This is a genomic window from Vibrio pacinii DSM 19139, from assembly GCF_000711795.1.
GTDB lineage: Bacteria > Pseudomonadota > Gammaproteobacteria > Enterobacterales > Vibrionaceae > Vibrio > Vibrio pacinii.
This window is the reverse complement of the sequence record NZ_KL543976.1, coordinates 135,406-161,783: the sequence shown is the minus strand read 5'-3', so window position 1 is coordinate 161,783 and position 26,378 is coordinate 135,406. Positions and strand designations below refer to the sequence as shown.

27 protein-coding genes are annotated in these 26,378 nt (G+C 43.8%); 11 read left to right on the top strand and 16 right to left on the bottom strand.

Going from position 1 to position 26,378, the window contains the following annotated elements; all coding sequences use genetic code 11:
- The first annotated feature begins 109 nt into the window (after positions 1–109).
- Positions 110–1,102, top strand: coding sequence for a D-alanine--D-alanine ligase (locus BS19_RS15715; RefSeq protein ID WP_038176559.1), 993 nt, complete (start codon positions 110–112; stop codon positions 1,100–1,102).
- Here BS19_RS15715 and BS19_RS15710 read toward each other — a convergent pair.
- Positions 1,099–2,055, bottom strand: a complete 957-nt coding sequence (locus BS19_RS15710; RefSeq protein WP_038176558.1) for a tyrosine-type recombinase/integrase — start codon at positions 2,053–2,055, stop codon at positions 1,099–1,101. The two genes, BS19_RS15715 and BS19_RS15710, sit on opposite strands and share 4 nt — an antisense overlap.
- Positions 2,056–2,154: 99 nt before the next feature.
- On the opposite strand from BS19_RS15710, the gene BS19_RS15705 reads away from it, so the two are divergent.
- The 3 genes from BS19_RS15705 to BS19_RS15695 all read left to right on the top strand — a co-directional run bounded on the left by BS19_RS15705 (position 2,155) and on the right by BS19_RS15695 (position 3,622).
- Positions 2,155–2,532 carry a DUF3319 domain-containing protein gene (locus BS19_RS15705; protein WP_038176804.1) on the top strand — a complete coding sequence of 126 codons (378 nt, stop codon included), beginning with the start codon at positions 2,155–2,157 and terminating at the stop codon, positions 2,530–2,532.
- Between the two features lie 9 nt (positions 2,533–2,541).
- Complete coding sequence (gene yciH / locus BS19_RS15700) at positions 2,542–2,853, top strand: stress response translation initiation inhibitor YciH (RefSeq protein WP_038176555.1); 312 nt, start codon at positions 2,542–2,544, stop codon at positions 2,851–2,853.
- Between the two features lie 487 nt (positions 2,854–3,340).
- Positions 3,341–3,622 carry a hypothetical protein gene (locus BS19_RS15695; RefSeq protein ID WP_038176554.1) on the top strand — a complete coding sequence of 94 codons (282 nt, stop codon included), beginning with the start codon at positions 3,341–3,343 and terminating at the stop codon, positions 3,620–3,622.
- A gap of 609 nt (positions 3,623–4,231) precedes the next feature.
- Here BS19_RS15695 and BS19_RS20030 read toward each other — a convergent pair.
- The 9 genes from BS19_RS20030 to BS19_RS15655 form a co-directional block, all read right to left on the bottom strand.
- Positions 4,232–4,378, bottom strand: a complete 147-nt coding sequence (locus tag BS19_RS20030) for a YoaH family protein (RefSeq protein ID WP_084186035.1) — start codon at positions 4,376–4,378, stop codon at positions 4,232–4,234.
- Positions 4,379–4,460: 82 nt separating this feature from the next.
- Positions 4,461–5,669 (bottom strand): conjugal transfer protein TraF, encoded by a 1,209-nt coding sequence (locus tag BS19_RS15690; RefSeq protein WP_038176553.1) that lies wholly within the window; start codon positions 5,667–5,669, stop codon positions 4,461–4,463.
- Between the two features lie 59 nt (positions 5,670–5,728).
- Positions 5,729–6,607, bottom strand: coding sequence for a DUF2861 family protein (locus BS19_RS15685; protein ID WP_038176552.1), 879 nt, complete (start codon positions 6,605–6,607; stop codon positions 5,729–5,731).
- On the bottom strand, positions 6,607–7,266 hold the full coding sequence (gene vxrB / locus BS19_RS15680) for a response regulator transcription factor VxrB (protein WP_038176550.1): 660 nt from the start codon (positions 7,264–7,266) through the stop codon (positions 6,607–6,609). The genes BS19_RS15685 and vxrB overlap by 1 nt, the downstream gene beginning before the upstream one ends.
- Positions 7,241–8,680, bottom strand: a complete 1,440-nt coding sequence (vxrA, locus tag BS19_RS15675) for a sensor histidine kinase VxrA (protein ID WP_038176803.1) — start codon at positions 8,678–8,680, stop codon at positions 7,241–7,243. Before vxrA ends, vxrB begins: the two co-directional genes overlap by 26 nt.
- Positions 8,681–8,845: 165 nt before the next feature.
- A complete protein-coding gene (gene pntB, locus BS19_RS15670; RefSeq protein WP_038176548.1) occupies positions 8,846–10,222 on the bottom strand; it encodes a Re/Si-specific NAD(P)(+) transhydrogenase subunit beta in 1,377 nt (458 codons plus the stop codon).
- A gap of 12 nt (positions 10,223–10,234) precedes the next feature.
- Positions 10,235–11,782 carry a Re/Si-specific NAD(P)(+) transhydrogenase subunit alpha gene (pntA, locus tag BS19_RS15665; protein WP_038176546.1) on the bottom strand — a complete coding sequence of 516 codons (1,548 nt, stop codon included), beginning with the start codon at positions 11,780–11,782 and terminating at the stop codon, positions 10,235–10,237.
- A 297-nt stretch (positions 11,783–12,079) separates the two neighbouring features.
- Positions 12,080–12,358, bottom strand: a complete 279-nt coding sequence (locus tag BS19_RS15660; RefSeq protein WP_038176545.1) for an HlyU family transcriptional regulator — start codon at positions 12,356–12,358, stop codon at positions 12,080–12,082.
- Between the two features lie 17 nt (positions 12,359–12,375).
- A complete protein-coding gene (locus BS19_RS15655) occupies positions 12,376–12,741 on the bottom strand; it encodes a late competence development ComFB family protein (RefSeq protein ID WP_038176543.1) in 366 nt (121 codons plus the stop codon).
- 207 nt (positions 12,742–12,948) lie between these two features.
- Here BS19_RS15655 and BS19_RS15650 point away from each other — a divergent pair, with 207 nt between their 5' ends.
- Positions 12,949–14,184: a GGDEF domain-containing protein gene (locus BS19_RS15650; RefSeq protein ID WP_038176542.1), complete on the top strand. Its 1,236-nt coding sequence runs from the start codon at positions 12,949–12,951 to the stop codon at positions 14,182–14,184.
- A 47-nt stretch (positions 14,185–14,231) separates the two neighbouring features.
- Here BS19_RS15650 and BS19_RS15645 read toward each other — a convergent pair whose 3' ends face one another.
- Positions 14,232–15,161, bottom strand: a complete 930-nt coding sequence (locus BS19_RS15645; RefSeq protein ID WP_038176541.1) for a GGDEF domain-containing response regulator — start codon at positions 15,159–15,161, stop codon at positions 14,232–14,234.
- A 215-nt stretch (positions 15,162–15,376) separates the two neighbouring features.
- Between BS19_RS15645 and BS19_RS15640 the strand changes: the two genes are divergently transcribed.
- Positions 15,377–15,814 (top strand): DUF3069 domain-containing protein, encoded by a 438-nt coding sequence (locus BS19_RS15640; RefSeq protein WP_038176540.1) that lies wholly within the window; start codon positions 15,377–15,379, stop codon positions 15,812–15,814.
- A gap of 69 nt (positions 15,815–15,883) precedes the next feature.
- On the opposite strand, the gene modC is transcribed toward BS19_RS15640, so the two are convergent.
- From modC to BS19_RS15620, 4 genes are read right to left on the bottom strand one after another with little or no spacing between them, the layout of a single operon-like run.
- Entirely contained in the window at positions 15,884–16,990 is a 1,107-nt protein-coding gene (gene modC / locus BS19_RS15635; protein WP_038176539.1) for a molybdenum ABC transporter ATP-binding protein ModC, read from the bottom strand.
- The gene (gene modB / locus BS19_RS15630) at positions 16,987–17,679 is read right to left on the bottom strand and encodes a molybdate ABC transporter permease subunit (protein WP_084186033.1); all 693 of its coding nucleotides are present in this window, start codon (positions 17,677–17,679) and stop codon (positions 16,987–16,989) included. Before modB ends, modC begins: the two co-directional genes overlap by 4 nt.
- On the bottom strand, positions 17,679–18,467 hold the full coding sequence (gene modA / locus BS19_RS15625) for a molybdate ABC transporter substrate-binding protein (protein ID WP_051686555.1): 789 nt from the start codon (positions 18,465–18,467) through the stop codon (positions 17,679–17,681). Before modA ends, modB begins: the two co-directional genes overlap by 1 nt.
- Entirely contained in the window at positions 18,458–19,909 is a 1,452-nt protein-coding gene (locus BS19_RS15620) for a cobyric acid synthase (protein WP_038176534.1), read from the bottom strand. Before BS19_RS15620 ends, modA begins: the two co-directional genes overlap by 10 nt.
- A gap of 172 nt (positions 19,910–20,081) precedes the next feature.
- Here BS19_RS15620 and BS19_RS15615 point away from each other — a divergent pair, with 172 nt between their 5' ends.
- Together BS19_RS15615 and BS19_RS15610 are read left to right on the top strand one after the other, a co-directional pair.
- On the top strand, positions 20,082–20,450 hold the full coding sequence (locus BS19_RS15615; RefSeq protein WP_038176532.1) for a YgiW/YdeI family stress tolerance OB fold protein: 369 nt from the start codon (positions 20,082–20,084) through the stop codon (positions 20,448–20,450).
- 96 nt (positions 20,451–20,546) lie between these two features.
- Entirely contained in the window at positions 20,547–21,065 is a 519-nt protein-coding gene (locus BS19_RS15610; protein ID WP_038176530.1) for a hypothetical protein, read from the top strand.
- Between the two features lie 52 nt (positions 21,066–21,117).
- On the opposite strand, the gene cra is transcribed toward BS19_RS15610, so the two are convergent.
- Positions 21,118–22,095: a catabolite repressor/activator gene (gene cra / locus BS19_RS15605; RefSeq protein WP_038176529.1), complete on the bottom strand. Its 978-nt coding sequence runs from the start codon at positions 22,093–22,095 to the stop codon at positions 21,118–21,120.
- Positions 22,096–22,458: 363 nt separating this feature from the next.
- On the opposite strand from cra, the gene fruB reads away from it, so the two are divergent.
- The 3 genes from fruB to fruA are packed head-to-tail and all read left to right on the top strand — an operon-like array spanning position 22,459 to position 26,341.
- Positions 22,459–23,598: a fused PTS fructose transporter subunit IIA/HPr protein gene (gene fruB / locus BS19_RS15600; RefSeq protein ID WP_038176528.1), complete on the top strand. Its 1,140-nt coding sequence runs from the start codon at positions 22,459–22,461 to the stop codon at positions 23,596–23,598.
- A gap of 9 nt (positions 23,599–23,607) precedes the next feature.
- The gene (gene pfkB, locus BS19_RS15595) at positions 23,608–24,582 is read left to right on the top strand and encodes a 1-phosphofructokinase (RefSeq protein WP_038176527.1); all 975 of its coding nucleotides are present in this window, start codon (positions 23,608–23,610) and stop codon (positions 24,580–24,582) included.
- A 19-nt stretch (positions 24,583–24,601) separates the two neighbouring features.
- Positions 24,602–26,341: a PTS fructose transporter subunit IIBC gene (gene fruA / locus BS19_RS15590; protein ID WP_038176526.1), complete on the top strand. Its 1,740-nt coding sequence runs from the start codon at positions 24,602–24,604 to the stop codon at positions 26,339–26,341.
- Positions 26,342–26,378: the final 37 nt, after the last annotated feature.

Here is a 26,378-nt window from a genome sequence, read left to right as displayed (position 1 = left end):
CACTTGACCAAGGCTATGGGAATATATTAGTCAAAGCCGTGAAACTTATCCCGGTTTCTATTATTATTGACGCAATATTTCTTCTGCTGTATCACGGAAAGATCTCTTAATGACAAAAACGACAATCTTGCTTCTTTGCGGTGGCGGCTCTTCTGAGCATGAAGTCTCTCTTATCTCGGCCAACTTCCTACAATCCCAGCTTTCTCTGATTCCTGAATTTACGGTTATACGCATCGAGATGAAACCTGACGGTTGGTACACCGCAGAAGGTGAGCTCGCGTATCTCGACACTAACTCAGGCACAATTAATACTAACCAAGATTCAACGAAACTCGACTTTGTAGTGCCATGTATCCATGGTTTTCCAGGTGAAACAGGCGACATCCAATCGATGCTTGAGCTCTCTGGCATTCCTTACCTTGGCTGCGGACCAGAGGCGAGCACTAATAGCTTTAATAAAATCACCTCAAAGCTTTGGTACGACGCGCTTGGCATCCCGAATACTCCTTATATTTTCCTCTCAGAAAACAAGGCTGAAGCTTTAGAGAAAACTAAGCAAGCCTTTGAAAAATGGGGACATATTTTTATTAAAGCGGCACGTCAAGGATCTTCAGTAGGGTGTTACAAGGTCACAAAAATAGAGCAACTACAAAGTGCATTGGATGATGCATTTGGCTACTCAGACCAAGTACTAGTCGAACAGGCAGTGAAACCACGCGAGCTTGAGGTTGCAGCGTATGAATTTGACGGTCAGCTTCATATCAGTAAGCCAGGTGAAGTTATCGCACCGGGAGACACATTTTACAGCTACGAAGAAAAGTACAGCGCATCAAGCCATTCGACAACCAAAATCGAGGCTGAGCACTTAACTGACCAGCAACGTGAAATCATTCAAATCAGTGCTGAAAAAGTATTTACGCAAATGCGTTTGCGACATTTATCTCGTATCGACTTCTTTCTAACACCTGAAGGTAAAATTTACCTTAACGAAGTCAACACGTTCCCAGGAATGACGCCAATTTCCATGTTCCCCAAAATGCTAGAGAACAATGGCCATAACTTTGCTCATTTTCTTGCCGACTGTGTACGCCGGTCACTTTAATCCCAAGGTTTAAATGTCTTAAACACCATTCGTTCTGCCGCTGCTTGTGTTCTATTACCAATATATTGATAGGGCATCGCAGCGCTTTGCCATCGACCATAGTGTTGAATGTCTTTGACCTTAACACCTTTGTCAGCCATATCTGCAACTGCACCAACGCGCAATGATTGTCCGGAAAATTGCACATTGAGTTTGAGCTTATCACTCGCGGTGCGCAATATCCGGTAAATAGAGGAATCGTCGAGCGGCATTCGACTTAAGTTACCGTGTTTGTCGATGGCAGTGAATAGGACACCAGAGGCCACCCCACGTAGTTGTAACCAATTGTCGAGAAACTGATACGCACTGTCTGACAAAGTGTAACGCTCGTTACCCATTTGAAGGTGTATCGTGTTCTCATCGACGACAAGCTGCTCATAAAACAGTTGTTTAAGCTCAGAACGTTTGAGCATACATTCAAACATCAAGTAGTAGATCGCCAAATTTCGAACATCAACTGGATGGGTCGAATGGTTCAATTTCTGAGTTAGCTTTTCAAGATGGTTGCGAGAAAAAGCGGTGGTTACCGTAGCATCTTGTTTTTTCTCGATTCGTAACTGAGCTAGTAAAGTTCGCACTACCGTACTTGAGGTAGGATCCGGGTAGGCCAATAACTTATGTACCAAAGACAGAGTGACGCCGTAACGTTTAAGAGTGGCATATTTACGCTGCTTTGCTTCCCGTTGCAAAAAAAGCCTGATGGCCGTTGTTGATGCAGGTAAAGGGCACACACCTTTAGATGAACAGAAGTCGACAAACAAGTTCCAGTCTTTTCTCATCGCTAACAACGAATTATGAGAATACTGGCTATCGGTTAATAAATTTATATCTTCAAGAGAAATCAGCCGGTTAAATCTCTCTGTAAATTGAATACGATTCTCTTTAGATGTGATGACGCGAACACTTTTTCTCATTATCATGCACTATAACCAAAAAATATATCATAAATATACTTGATAATGAGCAATTTACAATTACTATTAAACTAACTTATAACAACGATAATAATGCTTATGGCCGCTGCAACGTATCGAGGGTTTACCCTAAAAACTGCTGGGAATTCAACTGAAATCTGGCAAGTACAAATAAAGAATCATTTATTGTCTGGTAACATGGCGGCAGTAAAGAAAAGTATTGATTGGTTTTGCGATACTGCCTCTATTATCGATCCGAAAGAGTTCAACTCATTAGCCAACACTCAAAAATCTGAAGGTCAGCCGACACAAGAAAACTTTCATGGTTATTCGATTAAGAACGATAGCGGTGAGCCTAACGCTTGGTACTGTTTTTTTAATGGTCGACTAATCAAAGGTGGAAAACTTGCCATTCAGAAGCATATAGAGGCATACTTGGTTGCAAAGCAGAAAGCTCAACAGCAACAGAAAAAGTAAGTAATTTATATGACTCTTGTATATAGCACTGATGTAGGCCGCATCAAACCTGAAGAAAGCAAACCTCAACGCGAAAAAGGCGACGGTATCGTCCGTATCCAACGTCAAACCAAAGGCCGTAAAGGTAAAGGGGTCTGCATAGTCTCTGGCTTAGATATTGAAGACGCTGCACTAAAACTTTTAGCCGCAGAACTTAAAAAAGTGTGCGGCTGTGGTGGTTCGATCAAAGATGGCACAATCGAAATTCAGGGTGATGCTCGCGACAAAATCAAAGCCTTGCTAGAAAAGAAAGGTTATACCGTCAAATTAGCCGGAGGTTAATCTAATCAAGAGTTTGTAATCTTCGATTATCAAACTGTTTATTAGGTATTTTATGGTAAATGCACTTATGTTTAATCACTATGTTTATAGCCACTAGATAAAGTGCCAGAAGTGTTAGTCTTAATAGAGCTCGTTTGAGCTCTATACTTGCAATTCTTTATTTACCATAATATACATAATACGCACTTAGGTGTTGATTAAAATGGTGCTCTGAACACGGTTACATCCAGGGTTTCTCGTGCTTTATCCATCGCTGACTCGATCGTTTTGTATGGGCCTTTAACCAGGATGTGATTATTGTTAATTGTTGCTGCTGATTATTAATCAATGAATCTAAGGGTTTGTTGCCAATCATTAGGCATACCCTTATTCACCTCGTAAATATAATGTTGTCTCGATCGAATTGTTTTATGCGAAATGGCCGAATGGCTTTATCGTTATGAAAATTTGGTTATGCTGCTGATATTAGCATATAAAGGAGTCAGTTTTGTCTAACGAGCAATTTAACCTCTATAGCGTCACGGATTGGCAAAGTTATTATTTAGTGGAAGCTGCATCACCACGGGATGCTCTTGAGCGCGTATACGGTAGTAAGCAGTATACGCTTATAGATAATGCGACATTAACTGAAGAAACGGTCGTTCATATGATGTGCTTTGAATACCGCTGGTATGCCGAAACCATTCTCGAATCTTTAAATCATGATATTGATCGTGTTTTGTGGTTAGATGCCAACCCTGATACTTTACGTTATCAGATTTCATTTTAGGTGACATTGTAACATTAAGCGGTTTATCACTTTATACTAACCTCTAAATCGCATTAAACTCTATTTCGTCTAAATTGATTAACTCTAGCCAGTTCAAGCTGATTATTTGTTGGCTCTATAACGTGACAAACTGGCAGCAAGTAACCCACTTCAAAACTGCCAAATTTCCCCCACACAACCGTGAAAGCATGACTCCACTTAAATATGAACAAATGCGTTGTTTCTTTGACAATTGCATTACACAAGTGACCCACATTCGTTACCGCATCACCATGCAGAGTAATCATCTGGCATGTAGTGAGCACTTGCTACCGGAAGTTACCATTATGTAATTAAATTACATAACAAGCGCTCAAGATGAACTGGCCAGAATAAAATATTGCGATAAGTTACTGTATTTGAATGGATTTGTTGTAGTTGCAACCTAGTTGTTGAGACTTTCAAAACTCTTACATAATTTGCATCTGTTAGTGTCACGTTTGTTTTTACGCCCTACTCACCTATTGCGTTTTCACTTTGTCATAGATCTATTCAGTTATAGTGCGCTATATGGCGACAGGTATAAAAAAAGAGCACCGCAGCGCTCTTCTAGTCGAGAATTAGTCTTTACTATTGTTTAGCGGCTTGCGCTCTAATTTTTTCCGCAACGACTTTAATCGCTTGAGCGGTACTCATCCCTTCTGCCATTAACTTTTGGATTTCTTCAACGGCTTTTTGTTGTTCTTGGTGAGAGAGTTGCGGTAAATCGTCAAACATAAAAAAGGCTCCTAAACATTTAGCAGCCGACTATAGTACGAATCTTAGCTAATGACTAGCCTTACTAACCTAACTGCACAGATTAATAACTGGTTAGGAAGTTGATATAAGCACCCATAGAATTTTCATTGGTATAACTTGCACCGATATCAAGTTGAAAAAGGTTTAACGGAGAAAGACCGATACCCGCAGTTATCGTATCGTCGAGATCATCATAGGCTAAGTTTCGGTTCCAACCCGCACGCAATTTGAGCTGGCGCAAAATGTCGATCTCGCCACCGACTCTTACCATTTGAGTATTGTCATTGAAATTGGTGTAGCGCTCCTCTTCGTTCAGATCGTAGTCGACACTTAACGAAGCGTAATCACCGATTAACCCCACACCCACGGTATAAAGGGGGCGCATTTGATAATCATAGCTAACAGGTGAAAATGTACGGCTTTGACTGGCATCAATTTGCGAAGTAACCGTAGAGCCAGGAAGTGACTGAGTCGTAATATCACGTGAAACGATATTCATTGCTGCAATACCAACACGCAGTGGCCCATAAAACCAAAGGAAACCCGCGTCAATGTTGAACATAGTTTCACCAGTACCATTGTCGCGTACATCTTTTATGTCGTAATTATTTATATTGGCTTGATATACATAAGTATAAATACGCTGCAATTTTGGGGTAATACCAAACGCAATATGCTGACCAAGGAAAGTTTGGTATTTGGCTAGCGATAAGCCAACTTCGGTGACACCAACCCCAACTGCTTTTACACCACTAAGCTCAGCATTAATTGCAGGGTTGAGTGCGGCGTCTATAGAGCTATTTGCTCCAGAATAAACGTCGGTCTGTGCGAAAGATTCGGCATAAGCCTTACCAACTAGATTTGCAGCGATGAAACGGTTAGGAATTGCAAATGCAATCACGCCACCAAATTCTAGCTTGGCGATATCACCGTCAAGTGCGGCTAATGTCGTTTCTAATTCTGAAATATTAGAGTAATCACCACCGATAGCACTATCAATCAATCCTGCCGCCTTATCAAGATCATCAACCATCATATGCTCATCACTATATGAAAGACCAAGGCTTGGTGTGATCATCCCGACATCATCGTTGCGACGATAGATAGCGGTAATGGCAGGGTTATAAAATGGGGCGGTTAAGAAGTTTGCCGATACTACACCAACACCACCCATGGCATCACCACGTGCTTCGATAGCGTAGTTAGCTGCAGACGCTGATGTGGTCGCTAGCGCAATAGAAAGTGTTAATAGTTTAATTTTATTTTCCATATCGATATAAACTTTTAGGTTCCATGGGCTTATATCGACCTATTGTCTATTATCTTTAGTTATTCCTCCACTGAAACATCATACGTTTTACTAATTATTTGCGACTGCTCAACGATGATCGGCCCCTGCCAACGTTGGCTGTTGATTGACACCGCTAGGACATAACGACCAGGATTGATGGTGATTTTATCGATTGATGTAGGATAGTCGGATTCATATCGCTCATTCGCCACTTGAATGTAATTGCCATCGACATAATCATAGATAGAAACATCCAGTTTAGGTAGCGGACAGTGCGGATTGAGTAATGCGTTACGTTCAACGCGCCATTCCGCTTTCGCGTTCCACCGAACGACTGTTGACGAAAAGGGTTCACCTAGCACTAGCCAAGAACTCCAAGAAGTTTGGTCGGCCGCGGTAATATCAATGCGATAAAGCCCCATATCGACACGACTATTTAGGTTATATCGCTTGGAGTATATTTGTAAATCATCGTCGTTGGGTGAAATTGCGACGGTAAACGTGTTGTCCGTTGAAAGCTCTTTTGACACCCATTTAGTTAAACTGATGTCTGTAATCTCTTTGCTTGAAGCCGCTTCGACTATCGCTCGATATGCGTCCCGGCCAGGACTTTGAATATCGGTACGCCGAACCACGACCGTATTTAACCACTGTGGTAATGGTTTGTTGGCAAAACCTTTACCGCAATCTACTTCAAGGGATTGAACAAATAGATCATTGAGGTGTGGTGTAATAGTCTGGTTATCTTCAAGCTGCCACACCTCTACCAACGATCCAAACATAGCGGGTAAATCATTGTTCAAAAGGTGCTTGTGCGCTTGAGTCAGCGGCGAGTTGGTATCAAACCACGGCACTTGCTCTGCGTTGATTGGCGCGCTAATCACTAGCGCACCTATTAATAAATATGGCTTAACCATTACGCCTTCATTTTATAGCCAACGCCACGAAGCGTTTCGATCTCAAGACCGGGCAGCTTTTGGCGAAGTTGTAATACGTGGGTATCAACCGTACGAGTAGTTGGGAAGTGATTGTAGCCCCAGACGTGATCAAGTAACTCATCACGAGTAAATACTCGACCCAAATTACTCGCTAAAAACAACAGCAGATCAAATTCGGTACGCGTTAATGTCACCGATTCATCGTTATAGAACACTTCACGAGTAGACTTGTCGATAACCAAATGCTCGGTAACCACGCGCGAATCATCACTTTGTTCCCCTTCAGGCGCACGAAGTTGAGCGCGAATTCGAGCAAATAATTCAGCTTCTGCAAACGGTTTAGTTAAGTAATCATTGGCACCAGCGTCAAGTCCGGTAACTTTATCCTTTACTGTCACTAGAGCGGTTAATAGTACAACAGGGACGTCTTTGATTTTTTTCCAATCGACTAAGTGCTGTACTGAATCGCCATCTGGTAATTGACGATCGAGAATGACCAAGTCGGCCTTATCCCAATATTGCGCAACATCAGCGATCTTTTCGGCATGGAAACATTCGTATCCCGCTTGTTCAAGGCTGACTAGCAACCCATCCGCTAAGTTTTTATCGTCTTCAACGAGAAGCAGTGTCTGTTTCACAAGGTATCTCCAAAATAAACGTTGTCGGTGGACCAACTAAGGACATTTTACCACCCATCCTACTGACCATCGACTCGACAATTGTTAAGCCAAGTCCTAGGCCGCTTTTACTTACAAACGGTTTGCGAACTTGACGCCAATCTTTGGCCGTCAGTTCACCTTGGTCCATCACTTTAACCGTAATTTTTTGTTTTTCCGTTGTTACATCGACAACAATAGGCGCCACGCCATATTTAACGGCGTTTCTAATTAAGTTGTCAATGCATGTCCCTAACCAATAAACATTAAGTTTAGCAGCACTATCTTTATTGATGACAAACTTAACATTGTCATCAAACTCTTGTTCCATCTTATATTCAAGCCACTCTGCTACTGATGGAACCCAAGCGGTCGCAAGTGGTTTATTATCCGATTGCAAATAATCTTTACTTGCTTCAGCGAGTTGGCGCAAGCGTCTGGAATCTTCACATAAACGTCGAAATTCATCATATACCGACTCTGGCAGTTTTTCGAACTCACGGCGAAAACCTTCAACCGTTAACGACAAACTGGCAATTGGTGTTCTCAATTCATGGGTGAGAATTTGCAGCACCAACATCCGACTTTTCATCTCTTGTCGTTTGGTATTCCAACGATATGCTGACCAGCCAATCACCAATAATATGTTAGCGATGACTAGGACTACCATCGAAATGCGCAAGATATCGGATTGATCTTCTACATCCCAGCATAAATTGCCACGCTGAATAAAACAGGCATTCGACTCACTTTTGAGCGTAAACATCAACCCTGCTGCTTTTAAATTATCCCGCCATTGAGCGTCAGGATAGAGCAAGTAATTGTCGTTTTTTCTCAGCCATAGTTCACCGCTTTCGATGAACATGCTTGACCCTGAGATTAAAGCGATGATCGAGTCTTCACTCATTCTCTGCAACCGACCCAATAAGGTGTTATTCGGTGCTAAAGATCGCTCTTTTATGTGCATATATTGCTGCAAATCATCGAGCTTTTCTGGGTGAAGTTGTACATAACGGCTTGCGTAAGTCCCCCCGCCAGGATGAATCAGTGCACTACGTGCAAACCATTTATCACTTAACTTACTGCCTTTGCACATCGCGCGAGTGAATACCAATGGTTCAGTGATCAACGGACTTAAAGGCAACTTACCAGTACAATTTTGCGCAAGCTTGTACAATCGCTGGATATCTTTTAACGGATAAGAAGACGTCTGCGGCAACATAGATTCAGGCGTAAGGAGACGAGTGGGATAATCTGACTGTAAACTACGGATGTCGTAAGAGACCGTCGCGTCTACTTGATCAAAAAGATCCACAAACTTATCAATACGTTCCGGCAATGATTGAGCTAAGACACTGGTGCTAAAAAGTGCGAAGCCAAATAGCCATGCTATTATCGTTTTCTTAGTCAAATGCAAAAATTCATTAAATCAGTAAGTTATGATTTAGAGTAAAGCATTATTGCAAAAATATAAAATCGAATGTGATATCAATGTCAGAAATGTAACAGATGAAATGAAAGAAGCCAGCAAGATGCTGGCTTCTTATAAGGTTATTTGATGTTACAAAGCACGTGAGATCGCATCAACGCTCTCTTTTGCATCACCAAACAACATCTGAGTATTCTCTTTAAAGAATAATGGGTTTTGTACACCAGCGTAGCCAGTATTCATTGAACGCTTGAATACCACTACGTTTTTCGCATTCCAAACTTCCAGTACTGGCATGCCTGCGATAGGGCTATTTGGATCTTCGAGCGCTGCTGGGTTAACAGTATCGTTCGCACCAATAACTAGCACAGTATCTGTGTTAGGAAAATCATCGTTGATCTCATCCATCTCGAGTACGATATCGTAAGGTACTTTAGCTTCAGCGAGCAAAACATTCATATGACCGGGTAAGCGACCCGCAACAGGGTGAATACCAAAGCGAACTTCAATACCCTGAGAGCGTAGTTTTTCGGTAATTTCATGCACTGGATATTGCGCTTGAGCTACGGCCATACCATATCCTGGTGTGATGATGACAGACGTCGAGTTCTTAAGCATTTCAGCGACATCCTCAGCGGATGTTTCACGGTGTTCACCCTGCTCTTGATCCGATGAGATCACCACTTCTTGACCAAAGCCACCAGCAATCACACTGATAAATGAGCGGTTCATCGCCTTACACATAATGTAAGAAAGGATCGCACCTGATGAACCGACCAACGCCCCTGTCACAATCAACAAGTCGTTTGCAAGCATGAAACCTGCTGCCGCTGCAGCCCAACCTGAATAGGAGTTCAACATTGAAACGACCACTGGCATATCTGCACCGCCAATCGATGCCACCAAGTGATAACCGAATGCAAAAGCAATGAGAGTCATCACGATCAACGCAAATACACTGCCATCCGCGTTAACAAACTGCAGCATCAACAACGTTGAAACAACGATCGCTGCCAAGTTAAGTTTGTGTTTATGAGGAAGATTCATTGGTGAAGACGAAATAATACCGCGCAATTTACCAAAAGCCACTATCGACCCTGTAAATGTAACCGCACCAATGAAAACGCCAAGGAAAACTTCAACAAGGTGAATAACGTGTTCAGCGTGTGTTGCTGCAACGGGTGCATCAAGATAGCTGTTGTAGCCCACTAACACTGCGGCCATACCGACGAAACTATGCAAAATTGCCACTAACTCTGGCATTTCTGTCATTTCAACTTTTTTGGCGTAGTGGATACCAATACCACCACCAATCACCATCGCAATAATGATCCAAGTAAACCCTTGCGAATCCGGGCCGAAGATCGTTGCGATCAATGCGATAGCCATACCTGCGATGCCGTAGTAGTTACCCGACCGAGCAGACTCTTGCTTAGACAAACCCGCTAAGCTCATAATAAAGAATAAAGCAGCAACAATATAAGCTGCCTGTACTAATCCTGCAGACATTCCCTGTTACTCCTAATTTTTACGGAACATTTCAAGCATACGCTTGGTGACGGTGAAACCACCGAAAATATTAATGCTGGCAATTAGCACGGCAATAAACGACAAAAATGAAACAACGCCATTACCTTGACCAATTTGCAGCAATGCACCCACCACGATAATGCCAGAAATCGCATTGGTCACTGACATTAAAGGAGTATGCAATGCATGAGTGACGTTCCATACAACGTAGTAACCAACCACACAAGCAAGCACGAATACGGTGAAATGTGATAAGAATGCCGCTGGCGCAACCGAGGCAATCCAAGCAAAGGCGCCCACCGCTGCGACAAGACCTGCCACTTTTTTAATTGGAGACGTTGGTTGCTCTACTTTCGGCTCTGGTTTAACTTTCGCTGCCGGTTTTTGCTCTGGTTGAGCTGAAACTTTAATCGGTGGCGCAGGCCAAGTCACTTCACCTTCTTTGATAACCGTAACGCCGCGCAAAACGACATCTTCAAAGTCGATGTTGATGTTACCGTCTTTCTCTTTAGCTAATAACTTAAGTAGGTTAACAATGTTGGTCGCATACAGTTGAGATGATTGAGTCGGCAGACGACCAACCATATCCGTGTAACCAACAACCTTGACGCCGTTCTTTGTGGTGATCACTTTATCAGCAACCGTGTATTCACAGTTACCACCGTTGGCTGCAGCCAAATCAACAATCACACTGCCCGCTTTCATGTTGTCAACCATCTCTTTGGTGATCAACGTTGGCGCGGGACGGCCTGGAATCAATGCCGTGGTAATAATGATATCAACATCTTTTGCTTGCTCAGCATAAAGCTCAGCAGCCTTTTTATTGAAATCATCTGACATCTCTTTGGCATAACCATCGCCTGAACCCGACTCTTCTTTAAAATCGACCTCTAAGAACTCAGCTCCCATTGACTGAACTTGTTCTTTAACTTCAGGACGAACGTCAAATGCGCGAACAATCGCACCTAAACTGCCCGCAGCGCCGATAGCCGCAAGGCCAGCAACACCCGCACCTGCAACCAAAACTTTGGCTGGCGGTACTTTACCTGCTGCGGTAATTTGCCCTGTGAAGAAACGACCGAATTCATGAGCCGCCTCTACCACCGCACGGTAACCTGCAATGTTTGCCATTGAAGACAACGCATCTAGCGCTTGAGCACGAGAAATACGCGGCACGGCGTCCATTGCCATTACGTTAATGTTCTTAGTTGATAGCTTTTCCATCAACTCAGGATTTTGTGCAGGCCAAATAAAGCTGATTAAGCTAGCACCATCTTTAAGTAACGCAATCTCATCATGTTGTTCATTTGAGAGTGGTGCGTTGACCTTCAGAATAATATCCGAATTCCAAACTTCTTCCGTAGAGACAATCTTCGCTCCAGCATCAGTAAACGCAGAGTCGTCAAAACTTGCTAATTCACCTGCTCCGCTTTCGACATTAACCTCGAAACCTAATTTTAATAACTGCTCAACCGACTTTGGCGATGCAGCCACTCGCGTTTCACCCGCAAGTATTTCTTTTGGCACACCAATTTGCATTAGCTATTCCTTGACTATTCGCAACAATGATTGTTCTGTTTTTATCCAACGTATTCCGATACTTCAAGTAATTTGTAACAAAAACACAAAATATCATTACTTATAACCATTGGTAATCGATTATTGTGCTTCTGAACTCACTACCTAACAACACTCTTTTAACAGAACGGAGGTCAAACCAGTATAGGTAAAATTACGTAAAAACAATAGATTATGTTACGTCCAAAATAAAAAAGAACCATCAGCATAGCGGCTAATGGTTCTAAAAATTATGATGTCTATCAATTTGACAAGGATCTATTGAAAAATGTTGTCACCCATTTGGTCAATATACATCTGTGCTTTTTTTAGCATAAATTCATTGGCATCGCTTTGACTAGAAAGTACGTCAGAACGAATAAAGCGATGGGTTTTTGTTTCTTCACCCAGCTGCTTAGTAATGCGACCCGCAATACGATATTGACCGCCTTCAGGCAACGCCTCTTGATATATCAGAAAGCCCTTATATTCAACAGGCTCTACTTGCGGTTGGGGTTGAGTTTTACTGCTACCAAACAAGCGAGAAAAAAGTCCCACGTACTTCTCCTAAATTGTTATTTTGTCTTCTGTAGAATTGGCTTTTCAAACCATTCAAGTTCCACATCATCATCGAATGCCTGACGGCTAAATACAACAGGCACTTCATCTTTGCGACTTTTACGACGATCGTCAACAATCATTGTTTTGGCAGCATCAATCGCAGTGGCTGCGTACTCTTTTAGCGTCACTAACCTTTCTTCAGGAAGCGCAGAGAGAAAATCAATGTCGTAACGAATGTATACAGGTCTTAATTGGCTTAACGCTAAGCAGGCTAAATCGGCTAATTGTTCATTGTCGAAAAAGTCAACATACTCAGGTTTCGCTAACTCTTGACCCACCACCGTTTCCATATAGTTATGAACGTCTACACTTATTTGCATATTCACCTGCTCCTTTAGTGACACTTTTTTCCAAAATTATTTTTGCCAAATCGATAAATACAGCCATCGCAGACACCACTTCAACGACTATTTTGCCTGCAAATTACCCACGTCATCAATTTTCACTCTTAAGTTTAGTAAAAAGCTTGGAAATTCATCAAATAAAAGTATTCTTAACGATTTGTTCGTATTCTCAGGCTAGGATTAATGTCGTTTTCGATCGTTATTACAAATTGGTTCCGCTTGCTGTTTCCATTAATGCTCATGGCGTTTATCGGACTTGGTATCGACAACGTCATTGACCTGACACGTGCCAACTTGGGCATCGTGAGCAATCTTCCGTTTGTATTACTGGCGATTGCGATTCTACTCGGACATATCTTCAAACAAAGTCGTATTGCAATGGTAGCAAGCGCATTATTTGTTTCCTATTGGCTGATTCAAACACGGCTGCAAAGCCCTCTTTCATCAGGAACTACCATTCTTGAGCTTTCTTTGCTTGCTGGACTTTTGCCTATCGCATTGGTTTTAGTCTACTCCTACAAGGACTCTAACCTATTCTCGCGTTCATTCATCGTCTATGGCGCAATCATCGTTATGCTCTTGCTTTGGTCCTATGTCACCCTGACCTATTTTTATGAAGGCGGATTCGACAATATAAACGAAACATATCTTTATGTTTTGCCGCAGGTTTCAAAACTGCCTTTTATTTTAGTCATTTATTCGCTAGCTATGGTGTTGATCTCTGCTATCTGTGTGCTCAATCGCAATCAGATTATCGATGTCGTGGTTTATTCTGCCACTTTACTGTCATCGGCTACCTTCATCTTCTTCGACGTTGCCTATATTTCAAGCACTCTATTTTCTTTGATCGGGATATTACTGCTGATCTACTTGCTATCAGCAAGCTATGAGTTGGCATTTATGGATACCTTAACTGAGATTCCGGGCCGTTTAGCGCTTGAGTCTGATTTAAAACACCTTGGCCGACGCTTTACCATTGCTATGCTAGATATTGACCACTTTAAGTCGTTTAACGATACCTATGGCCACGACACTGGTGATGATGTGTTGAAATTGGTCGCGACCAAACTGAAACAAGTGAGCGGTAAAGCCAAAGTGTATCGTTATGGCGGTGAAGAGTTCACCATCTTGTTCAAAGGAAAGACCGCCGCTCAAGCAAAAGAACACCTAGAGTCATTACGTGCTGCGATCGAGTCTTACGATATGGTTTTACGCAATCAAGACAAACGACCAAAGAGCAACAAACAAGGCAGTAAAATTCGCGGAGCAGGTAAAAATACCAACCACGTTAATGTCACCATCAGCATTGGTGTCGCTGACAGTAGTGAATCACGTAAGGTCTCTGTGGTACTCAAAAGTGCCGACAGTGCGCTTTATAAAGCTAAACAGTCAGGACGTAACCAAGTCTGCTTGGCTTAACGTAATTGGTCATTGATCATCTTGACACAATAAAGAATGAGCTTGGGTCAGACGATAAAACGATTACGTCCATCGGATTTGGCTTTGTAAAGCTTGTCATCGACCTGCTTGTAGATATCGGATATCTGCTCTCGACCCGTCGGAGAAGCGAGGGTCAATACACCTTGTGACACCGTCACAAAACTCGCAACATCACTGAATTCATGGGGCATATTAGCTTGCTCTAAGGCATCTTGTATTCGCTGAGCGTCTTGTTTGGCTTTGTCTGCATCACTATGACCCAACAATACAACAAACTCTTCGCCACCATAACGCCCGACCACTTCGCCACTACGCACAAACAGTGTGTTTAATAGCTGGGCAATCTCGATCAAGCACTTGTCACCTTCGATATGACCATAACTATCGTTATAAAGCTTGAAGCGGTCAACATCGAGCAAAATAATACTTAAAGGCAATTGATGACGTCCGTGTAAGGCGATCATTTCTTGCAGCTTCTGGTCAACGTAACGGCGATTTTTTACTTTGGTCAAGCCGTCTTCTTGGGCTAACTTTTCTAGCTCCGCGTTGGCTTTGACCAGTTCAGCAGATTTTTGCTTAAGTTCACGACGCATAAACGCGATTCGCTGCATCGCGATAAGTTTGGAATTGAGAACAATTTTATCTACAGGCTTAATCAAGTAATCATCACCGCCCGCTTCAATCGCAGTCGCGATCATGGTTGGTTCATCATGGCCACTGAGGAAGATAATCGGCACCCAATCAGGAAAACGCTGACGAATTTTGCGCGACACTTCAAATCCATCCATATCAGGCATGGTCACATCGAGTAGGATAAGGTCAGGCTCAAATTGAGGATAGAGTGCGAGAGCTCGCTCCCCCGACTCGGCCATTTCAACTGAGTGCCCTAACTGTTTCAGTCTTATTGCCAGCTGGATTCTTTCCATCTGAACATCATCAACCAATAAGATTTTCATCGAAGAACCGGCTATTTCCACTCGCTCTCTACCCTGAATTCGGTTATATATACTATCTATAAGCGTCTAGTAATTTGATTTTCAAACACAAAACTAAACGTAAGCAACACTCAAAAGCATACTCCACCTTATGATAATCATCCAACGATGGTTGACTTTTATGGCTGTTTTTTTACGATAGCGCCGATACATACACATTTTAAGAGAAAATTTACATGTCTGACGTTAATCCAACAGAGCAAACAAAAGTAGATCTAGCAGAGGTTTCGGCAGAGCTTCGCCAGGTAATTCAATTTGACGAAGTCCCAGAAGCTATGCACTACATGGTGACGTCAATCCATGAAGTTTCGGAAGAAGCCGTTCGTGAAGCCTGGAATGAGTTACCAAACAGTGCACAAAATGTATTAGACAACTTTGAACAGTTTCATGCACTCATTTCAGTGAGTCAGGCATTTGCTGGTATCAATGTGATGGAAGAGTTCCCAACACTGAACCTACCAAAAGAGATGTCCGAACAAGACAAAGAAGAGTACCGTACCCAACTACTTGATCAAGTGCTGCACAACTGTGTCAAAGATATGGTCAAACAGATCAAAAAAGCGCGTCGTGATCCTATTCTTAAACGTGATTTTACTGACGTGTTTGCCAAGTAATACTGTTTTTACTTTTACCCGTTTTTACTTATACCAAGTAATAGTCAACGCCGCTGATCAGCGGCGTTTTTATTGGCTTAAAACCATATCGCGTTGGGTGACACTTACCCCTTTAATCTGCGCGTAAACCTCTACCCCTACGTCTAGTTGCAGATCCTCTTTCGCCCATTGTGTGATCGTAGCTTTGAGATAACAGTCTACGGCCAATCGTATTTGGACCTCGACACTTTGTCTCTCGTGGCCGTGGCTATGAAGTTCGATGTGTGAGATCGTCCCTTTTAGAACGTTACGGATGGACGTTCGTTGTGGCTTATCGAGCATAAGCGACACATCATTGGCACGCACCTGCAAGCGTATTGGTTGACCAATCTCCCCTTCAACTTTCTGTACCCATAACGCGGTATCTGGAGCTAATTCTACTTGTGACAAGGCATAATCGTCATTATGACCAACAATACAGACGTCAAACAGAGTGCTTTGCTCAGAAAATCCCTGCCAAGGCTTCATCGCTGATGACGACCACACCTGCTCTATTGGGCCGGAAATGACCACTTGTCCACCATCAATCACGACTAATTGATTTGCCAAGCGCAGCACTTCGTTCAAGCTATGAGAGACATAAAGGATTGGAATCTGTACGCTTTTAGCCAATTGCTCAAGAAATGGCATCACCTCACGCTTGCGAGGTAAATCTAATGAGGCTAACGGTTCATCCATGAGCAATATGCGTGGTTTTGAAAGTAGCGCTCTGCCTATAGCAACACGTTGCTTTTCACCTCCAGAGAGCTCGCTCGGGTATCGTTGTAACAGTGGCTTTAACGCGAGCAGTTCGACAACTTCATTAAAATGTTGTGCATCGTCTTGTTTAACTCCATAGGTTAAATTGCCTTGGACGTTAAAGTGAGGAAATAGACGTGCATCTTGAAATACATAGCCAATATTGCGTTTATAGGTTGGTACATTAACGTGTTGGCTTGAATCGTATAAGGTGACATCACCTATTGTTATTCGCCCACTTGTCGGGGTCGCTAACCCTGCAACGGCATTAATTAACGAGGTTTTCCCCGCCCCAGAACGGCCAAAGATCGCGGTAATTCCCTGTTGAGGTAAACAAAGGTCAATATCAAATTGTGTCGTGCCTAGTGTTTGTTGATACTGAATCGTAAGTTTGCTCATAAGCGCGCTCCTAATCGACGGGCGCTTGCGCGAGTCAACCACTCAGAGAGCATCAACGAACCGAGCGCAATAACAATTGAAATAACGCATAGGCGCATTGCTTGCGCTTCTGCTCCTGGCGTTTCGATAAAATTGTACATTGCTAATGGAATTGTTTGCGTCTCTCCGGGGATATTTGAGACGAAGCTTATCGTTGCGCCAAACTCACCAAGACTGCGTGCAAAGGAGAGCATACTGCCCGTAATGATTCCAGGCAGGGTTAATGGCAAAGTAATGGTAAAAAACACTTTGAGTGGCGATGCCCCCAAAGTGGCAGCGGCTTGTTCAAGTTTAGTGTCGACATTTTCTAAGCTGAGACGAATTGAACGAACCATAAGTGGCAGTGCAACGACGATACAAGCCAGTACCGCCCCCTTCCAACTAAAAGAAAACACCAACCCAAATTGATCGTACAACCAGCTTCCTAGAAAGCCTTGGCGTCCCATTGAAATGAGTAGCAGATAGCCAATAACCACCGGTGGGAGCACCAAAGGTAGATGAATAACACTATCGATAATACTTTTACCAATAAACTGCTTGCGTGCTAACACCCAAGCAAAACCAATACCTATTGGAATCAACCACAGCAACGCATAACCTGCGACTTTCAGGCTGAGCATTAAGGCTTGATATTCGTATTCTGACAGCACTATTTCAACTCCGTAGCAACAGAAAAGCCAAAGCGAGATAAGATCGTTTGCCCAGCATCACTTTGCACAAAGTGTAAAAACTGAGTCGTGGCATCATTATTGGTGAGTTTCACCATTGGATATACAATCGTGCTATGGCTGCTTTGTGGTAAACGCACCACAGTTCTTACCTGGTCACTTTGCAGTGCATCCGTCTGATAAACAATGCCTAAAGGTGTTTCACCCCGTTCAACCAAAGTGAGTGCCACTCTGACGTTATTAGTTGGCGCCAAATGACCATTAAGCTTAGGCCAGACACCAAGATGCTCTAACGACTGTTTGGCATAAATGCCTGCTGGGACGGCGTCAGGTTGTCCAATCGCTAAGCGCTGGCCTTGTAATGCCTCTAACCAAGCACTTGATTGCTGAATGTCGAATGGTTTCAGGGCATTTTTGCTAATAACAACCAATTGATTGGTTGCGATATTAGTGACCGCGTCACTTGATATCACGTCACTATTAATCAGAAAATCAACCCACTTCTGGTTCGCTGCAATTAAGATATCTGCAGGCGCTCCATGTTCAATTTGACGCGCCAATGACGACGTACCGCCATACACTGCGGTCATCTCAACCTCGTGCTGTTGTTTATACTGAGTAATTAACTCGTTGACAGCATTAGTCATTGAGGAAGCAGCGTATATGCGCAATCTTTCACTAGCGGTGGCAGAAAAGCTCACTAATGCAAGCAGTGCTGTTAGTACGATGTGCCGGCTTTGGCTGGCTAAAATGAAACGAGTTATGGCCATAGTTTGTTCAGATCTAGGTGCTGCTCTATCGCATCCGCTATTCTATCAATCGCATCTTGTTGATTCTGGCGATGATCCACTTGGGCAATATCATCAATACCCACCCATCGAGCCACCGCCGTCACGGCGCGCGAGTCGTCAAAAATACCATGTAGATAAGTACCAAATACTTGATTACAGTCACTTATCGCACCATCTAAGGTATTGGTATTCAGTGTTATCGGCTGGCTTGCGTTTACTTCGGTAATACCAGCATGAATTTCATAACCGCTGATCGACAACGTCTGATCATCCAGAGTGAGCGTGCCTGATACATTGGTCAAAGTTTTCTCTGAGGCAAGTGTCGTATGAGCATTAAGAAAACCTAAACCTTGCGTCGAACCCGCCGCGCTTTCTATCGCTAATGGATCATGTATCCATTTGCCCAGCATTTGGTAGCCACCGCAGATTCCCATCACTTTACCACCATAGCGCAAATGGCGCTCTATTTGACGATCCCAACCTTGGCTACGGAGATAATCGAGATCATTACGAACCGATTTTGAGCCAGGTAAAATAATAAGATCAGCGCCGTCTAAGCGCTCGCCTTTACCGACATAAGTAAGGTTGATATCTGGATTTTGGCGTAATGTATCAAAGTCGGTGTGATTACTTATTCTTGGCAACACTGGTACTTTAACATTGAGTTTTGCTTTCTCAGCAACCACTTGTGCAGCATTAATCGCGTCTTCTGCTTCCAAATCGAAACCATGCAAATATGGTAAGACACCAATAACCGGGATACCCGTTTTTTGCTCTAACCAGTCTAATCCTGATTGAAGCAAGCCAATGTCGCCGCGAAATCGATTGATCACAAAACCTTTAACCCGCTGCTGCTCTTGCTCTGATAGCAGGGCTAAGGTGCCATAAAGATGAGCGAAGACTCCACCACGATCAATATCCGCGATGATAATCACCGGGACATCCGCCTGCTCGGCAAATCCCATATTGGCAATATCGTTTTCGCGCAGGTTAATTTCTGCTGGACTGCCTGCGCCTTCAATAACGATACAATCAAACTCAGACTGAAGTTGATTAAAGGAATCCATCACCACAGGCATCGCAACCTGCTTGTAACTTTGATAGCCAATAGCATCAACCGTGGTAGTCGCTTTACCTTGAAAAATGACTTGCGCCCCCATATCACTGTTTGGCTTAAGTAGCACTGGATTCATGTGGACACTTGGTTCGAGGTTGGCCGCTAATGCTTGTACCGCCTGGGCACGACCTATTTCTCCTCCGTCAGCAGTCACTGCACTGTTGAGTGCCATGTTTTGTGGCTTGAAAGGCGCAACCTTTACGCCCTTTCTTGCGAGCACACGGCATAAGCCTGCGACTAACACGCTTTTGCCGGCATCCGAGGTAGTGCCTTGAACCATTAATGCTTGGTGAGTAGATTTCATGGAAATGTCTTCGATATTGTTTAGGCTGACATAATAACGAATTTGAGCGAAATAACTCAATAATATGAATGGAATATGAACTTATCACTCAGCATTGGTTCACAAATACCCTGCTCTAATAGCACCATCAAACAACCCGATACACGAATTAGAGTCAATAAAGGAGAACACAATGAACAAGGTTCTATTAGCAACAGCAGTAAGCATCATTCTTGCTCCAGGTCTTGCAATGGCAAAGAATGACCACGCGTCTCAAGGCGTACAATACAATGGTCCGGTAGAAGTGAGCTCTGTGGCTTCTTTATTAGAAGATACCAGTATGTTTACCGAGAAACATGTCGTGGTGGAAGGTAATTTACTCCGTCAAATCAAAGGGGATACCTATATTTTCTCGGACGGTAAGGGAGAAATTCAGGTAGAACTTGATGATGACATTGTACTCGATCAACCGTTAGATCAAACCAGTAAAGTGCGCTTGTTCGGTGAGTACGAGGGTGGAAATACACCAGAAATTGAGGTTGATCGACTTCAACTGTTATAAAAGCCTGTTTTCACTCGCCGATTACGCTATCATTTGGCTTGCTTATTGCAAGCCAAATTTTTTAGTCAATTTATTGTTGCGAGTCGGAGACTTCTTTTGAAAAACACCATCTTGGCCAGTACCTTAGCATTTTTGGGTATCAGTGGTAGCGCACAAGCTAATAACTTTAATTACAACTATTTCGAAGTTCGCACCGCAGTGGGCCCAGAGATGACCGGCGTAGAATTCAGCACATTTTTTACTGAAAATTCACACTTTGTCGTTCGCGCCGACACTCAGTTCGATAAAGATTACGATTTTGCTGCTGGGGTTGGTTTCAATGGCCCTGTTAATCAGTTTGCCGACGTTTATGGCCAACTCCTTATCCATCAAGTAAAGTTTACTGAAGAAGCTGGTGGAGAAAGTGAAACTCAAGCTGAGGTTAATATTGGTGGTCGCATCTGGATTACGGATCAAGTCGAACTAACAGGCCGTATCGGTCGCAATGACGATTCTTCTGTTGTCCATGCTGGCGTGCGTTTCCATTCAACGCAGCAACTCTCTTTGTCGGCAGAAACGCGTAACAATGGCCTTTATGGTCCACAGATCACGATGTCTGTCCGCTTTCAGTACTAACACACATCATATACTAATTTGCAGCCCCAACCATTGGCTGGGGCTGCTTGTTTTAGCGAACAACAATTTTACGCGGAATCAGTTCAATACCAGGTTTGTATCTTTTAGCGGCGGCATTCAACGCCAGTTCCATCGCACTGTCAGCAATCAGTTCAAATTGCTGTGGCAATGAATTAATTTTGGTCGGCAAAAAGTCGAGTAACCGATTATCACCAAAAGTCGCTAGTTTTAGCCCATGCATCAGTTCCGGCTTTTTCACTAGCGCATCAAGTACGCCTTCAAGGAGTGTGTATGATGTCGTTACTATGGCATCAGGCATTATATTTTCCTCACACCACTGTTCAAACACTTTCTCACCATCGGCACGGTTAAAGTGCTCACCATAGCGAATCTGAGTATTAACGCCATACTTTGACGTTGCCGATCTAAAGCCCAGCTCCCGTTCTCGAGAAATATTCAATTCAGGTAAGGCACCAATCAGCCCCACCGTCTTTTTAGTGTCACTAAGCACCGAGAGAGTAAGATCGTACGCCCCGCTAAAATCTTCACTAATAACACACGAAAAATGTTCATCATCAAGTGGACGGTCAAGTGCGATAACAGGCGTTCCCCGACTCTGTAACTCAAGGTAATAGTCGCTCGCTTCGGGAATCACACTGGCAACAAACAAGGCATCAACTTTGCGACTGACTAATGCCTGGACAACGTTTTTCTCTGTTTCAGGTTCATCATCTGAACAGGCGATTAAGATTTGATAACCCGCCGAGCGCGAATTTTGCTCTAGGAGTTTTGCCAACCTGGCGTAACTGGTGTTTTCTAGATCAGGGATAATCAGTCCAAATGATCGACTTTGTCCGACACGTAACGTGCTTGCAGCCAAGTCTGGGCGGTAATTATATTCGTTCACCACAGCCATTACTTTACGCTGCGTCTTTTCACTAATTCGGTACTTTTGCGCTTTGCCATTAATTACATAGCTTGCGGTCGTTTTAGAAACGCCAGCCAATTTGGCGATTTCATCAAGAGTCATATCGTCAACCTTTGTTCTGTGCGCCGGATCATAGAACAAACATTAGGATCCAAGCTTGGGTTGAATTATAGGCTGAAACGATTCAGTATTAAAGCTGAAAGGATTCAGCAAGAATCAAAATGGTGAAGCGAATCACTAATCGAAGTCAATAAACCGCGATTAGTCAGCTTACAACTCCTAGTTCAATCATTAGGACGCCAATCGACTGAATCCAATATATTTTAGTCTTTTGCTGAATCGATTCAGCCAACTATTTATCCGTTAATTAGCGGCTGAGTAAAGATTAGAACGAACAGCAGAAGTTAAGCCTGCTTAACGAGCAGAGACTTAGAAGAATAACTATTGACCAAGCTGGAGAGTCCCATGCTTAAATTAGACACAAGCGATATCACGTTGTCGCAAGCCGCCGATAACAAGTTCGATGCAATCAAACGTATAGCAAGCAGTCTTACCGATAAGAACCTCGTCCAATCAGGTTATGTTGACGGTATGTTGAATCGTGAAAATCAGAACTCGACTTTTCTTGGTAATGGCATTGCGATTCCCCATGGCACCACTGATACTCGAAATATGGTCAACACCACGGGCGTTGCCGTTCATCACTTTCCTCAAGGTGTTGATTGGGGTGACGGCAATGTCGCTTATGTTGCAATTGGAATTGCGGCCAAATCAGATGAACACTTAGGCATTTTAAAACAGCTCACGAAGGTTCTTAGCGCCGATGGTGTCGAACAGCGCTTACGCGATGCAAAAAGTGAGCAAGAAATTATCGCGCTACTCAACGGCGATGTTCAATTTGAAGCTGAGTTTGATGCTTCATTGATACAGCTTCAGTTCCCAGCCAGTGACATGGTGCAAATGTGCGCCGTTGCCGGCAGCCTACTTAAAAATACTGGCTGCGCTGAAAATGCCTTCGTTGCTGACATTGTGACCAAGTCGCCCACTCACCTTGGCAAGGGCTTATGGCTGATTGGCAGTGATCAACACGTTCTGCGCACTGGTCTCTCTTTTGTTTCTACGATCAATGATTGTGAATACCAAGGGCAAAAAGTTCACGCGCTTATCGCGTTTGCTGCCTGCAATAATGCCCACCTAGACGTTCTCCAACGGATTACTGAACTTGTGTTCCAACAAAAGCAGCAAAGCTTAATTGATGCCAACGCAAAACAATTAATTGCTCTGCTTAAGGGCGAAGTGGTTGAACACAGTAGCAGCGATCAATCAACTGACAATATCGCCACGTTCAAAATTAAAAACGCTCACGGTTTACATGCTCGCCCTGGCGCGATGTTAGTCGCAGAAGCCAAGAAATTTGAATCTAACATTCGCGTTGCGAACCTCGATGGCGATAGCAAAGCGGTTAACGCCAAGAGCCTGATGAAGGTCATTGCTCTAGGTGTTAAACATGGCCATCAACTGCAATTTACTGCAGAAGGGCATGATGCAGCTCAGGCGCTTGAGGCCATTGGTTGCGCGATTAATTCTGGTCTCGGTGAAGGTTGAGAGGTGTATATGACCATGGTAAACACTAAGCGTGTTGTCACTATTACTCTAAACCCTGCCCTTGATCTTACTGGTAGCCTTGAGTCGCTAAATGTGGGCACAGTAAGTTTGGTCAACCAAAGCAATTTACGCGCGGCAGGTAAAGGCGTCAATGTTGCAAAAGTTCTTGCCGATCTTGGCGCTCAAGTCACTGTAACCGGCTTTTTAGGCAAGGATAACCCCGAACTGTTCCACCAGCTGTTTAACCAAATCGGTGCAACAAATCATTTTATTGAGGTTGAAGGTGCGACGCGCATTAACGTCAAACTGGTTGAGTCTAGTGGTCAGGTCAGTGACATTAACTTTCCTGGCGTTAAAGTCACAGCTGGTGAGGCAGCCAAGTTTGAAGCTAAACTGCTGCAACTTGCTAAGTCACATGAGTATTTTGTCTTTGCTGGTAGCTTGCCGCAAGGCATCTCTCCTCAACAATGCGCTGCGTGGATCGAGTTGTTGCGCTCTCAAGGCAAAAAGGTGTTATTCGACAGCAGTAAAACCGCTTTGCACGCAGGAATTGCTGCCCAGCCTTGGCTAATTAAACCCAATGATGAAGAACTAAGCGAACTGCTCGGTCAGCACTTGTCTAGCCCGGAAGAATGCCAGAAAGCCGCTGAGCAACTCAGTACCAGCGGTATAGAAAACATTGTGGTTTCAATGGGTGCTGATGGTGTGATGTGGCTAAATGAACAGCAATGGATTCGCGCTCAACCTCCACGTATGGATGTGGTCAGTACCGTTGGTGCAGGAGACACATTGGTCGCTGGCTTGTGCTGGGGACACATGCAAAACATGCCAAAACACGAATTACTGCGCTTCGCCACTGCGCTATCTGCCATCGCAGTTAGCCAAGTTGGTGTAGGCCTAACCAGTCAACAAGAGCTGGAACAAGTAACGCTTGCAACCAAAGTGTTCGACCTTGGACAAGCATCAAGTCATAACGGAAATTAGATAACAAAAGGTTACCACTATGAATATCGCCATTATTACGGCCTGCCCTAGCGGGGTTGCCAATAGCATCCTAGCTGCAGGTTTACTCGAAAAATCCGTTGCTTCCCTTGGTTGGAATGCAGCTATTGAATGTCAATCGACTGTGGTTGCACAAAATACGCTAAGTCAAAGCGAGATTGATAATGCAGAAGTGATCGTGATTGCCGCTAACCGTGTAGTCGATACATCACGCTTTGTTGGCAAGAAAGTATACCAAGTCAGCATTGATAAAGTCATCGCCGACCCAACCCAATGTTTGCAACAAGCGATCAAAGATGCACAGGTATTAGCGCAAGCTACTACCGTTGAAAACACGCCAGCCTCGACGACCAGTGGTAGCAAAAAGATAGTCGCGATCACCGCATGTCCAACTGGCGTTGCCCATACCTTTATGGCAGCAGAAGCGTTAAATGAAGAAGGTAAACGTCGAGGTCACCAAATTAAAGTCGAGACTCGCGGTTCAGTTGGCGCAAAAAACCAACTTAGCGATCAAGATATTGCCGAAGCAGACTTAGTGATTATTGCCGCCGACATCGACGTCCCTCTCGATCGTTTTAACGGTAAAAAGATGTACCGTACCAAGACGGGCCCTGCGCTCAAGAAAACGTCTGAAGAGATGGATAAAGCATTCGAACAAGCAACTGTTTATCAACACACTGGCAATGCTAGTTCAACCGCTAACGAAGAGAATAAAGGTGCGTATAAACATCTAATGACCGGCGTTTCGCACATGCTACCTGTTGTTGTTGCTGGCGGATTGATCATTGCGCTCTCATTTGTGTTTGGTATTGAAGCCTTTAAAGAAGAAGGTACTCTCGCCGCAGCTCTGATGACGATTGGTGGTGGTTCTGCGTTTGCCCTGATGATCCCTGTTCTTGCTGGTTACATCGCCTTCTCTATCGCGGATCGCCCAGGTCTTGCTCCTGGTCTCGTTGGCGGTATGTTAGCGAGCTCAACAGGTGCTGGTTTCCTAGGTGGTATTGCAGCTGGTTTCATTGCTGGTTATGCGGCAAAACTCTTGGCGGAAAAAGTCAGTCTTCCACAATCGATGGAAGCATTAAAACCCATTTTGATCATTCCATTCGTTGCAACCCTTTTTACTGGCCTTGTCATGATCTACGTTGTTGGTGGCCCAGTATCTGGCATCATGAACGGTTTAACTGACTTCCTTAATAATATGGGTTCAGACAGCGCAGTCATGTTGGGTGTGTTGCTTGGTGCAATGATGTGTTTCGATCTTGGTGGTCCGGTAAACAAAGCGGCGTATGCCTTTGGCGTCGGTTTACTTGCATCTCAAACTTATGCACCTATGGCTGCCATTATGGCTGCGGGTATGGTTCCGGCACTCGGTATGGGACTGGCGACATTTATTGCCAAAAACAAATTTGAACAAAGTGAGCGTGAAGCAGGTAAAGCCTCGTTTGTACTTGGACTTTGTTTTATCTCTGAAGGTGCCATCCCATTCGCGGCTAAAGATCCAATGCGTGTCATCCCTGCTTGTATGGCTGGTGGCGCACTAACTGGTGCTCTGTCTATGCTATTTGGTGCAAAATTAATGGCCCCACACGGCGGCTTGTTTGTTCTGTTGATTCCAAATGCAATCACGCCCGTTGTCATGTACTTAGTTGCGATAGCGGCAGGTACTGCTTTAACTGGCTTTGGCTACGCGTTCTTGAAGAATAAGTCAGACGCTAAACAAGCAACAACGGCTACCGTTTAACTGACCTCGTCCCCCGATGGTTAGCTTGAGCACCTTT